This is a genomic window from Psychrobacter sp. 1U2 (genome assembly GCF_051847575.1).
Genome location: NZ_JBPYDC010000628.1, coordinates 1 through 933 on the forward strand (window position 1 = coordinate 1; position 933 = coordinate 933).

Annotated in this window: 1 protein-coding gene; it reads right to left on the reverse strand. The window is 44.8% G+C overall.

The window, feature by feature from the left end; translation table 11 throughout:
- A partial coding sequence (locus tag ACS8FD_RS17715) for an Rne/Rng family ribonuclease (protein WP_439276820.1) occupies positions 1-933 on the reverse strand: 933 nt, incomplete at both ends.

Consider the following 933-nt stretch of genomic DNA (forward strand, 5'->3'; position numbering starts at 1 on the left):
TAAAATAAATGCGGCAATGTCAGTTGGTACTTCTGCTTGTACTTCACCTTGACGTTCTTTTAAAGCGATTTGCTCGATTTGGCGCATGATAGACAATGATAAAGAGCGCAGATCACGAATCATACCGTTGCCATGACAGCGTGGGCAGATATAGCCAGTAGACTCTTCTAATGATGGGCGTAGACGTTGACGACTCATCTCCATCAAACCAAACTTAGATATCTCGCCGAACTGAACACGAGCACGGTCATATTTGGTCGCATCAACCAGGCGTTTTTCGACTTCTTTTTGGTGCTTATTGTCATTCATGTCAATGAAATCAATGACAATCAAGCCGCCCATATCGCGTAGACGTAATTGGCGAGCGATTTCATCAGCTGCTTCTAAGTTGGTATGGTAGGCAGTTTCAGCGACGTCTGAACCTTTAGTAGATTTGGCCGAGTTGATATCGATTGATACCAACGCTTCAGTTTGGTCAATGACGATCGAGCCGCCAGATGGCAGGCGTACTTCACGCTGGTAAGCGGTCTCGATCTGCTTTTCAATGCTAAAGCGTGCGAACATAGGCTCGTAGTCAGTATATTTGCGTAGTTTGTCCGCTTGTGTTGGCATCACTGCATCGATAAATCCTGCCGCTTCAATGTAAGCGTTTTCGTTATCAATCCAAATCTCAGCTATATCATCACGCAGATAATCACGTACCGCACGTGTCACCACACCTGCTTCTTGATGAACCAAGCGTGGTGATGGGTACTTTTTGTTTTGTTCTTGAATGGCTTGCCAAATATTGAGCAGATGATTTAGGTCGTGTTGCAGATCTTCTTGAGTTTTGCCAATACCTGCAGTACGAATGATGACACTCATACCTTTAGGCAAATCAAGATTGGCAAGCATACGCTTCATATCTTCGCGTAGTTTGCCGGAGATTTGACG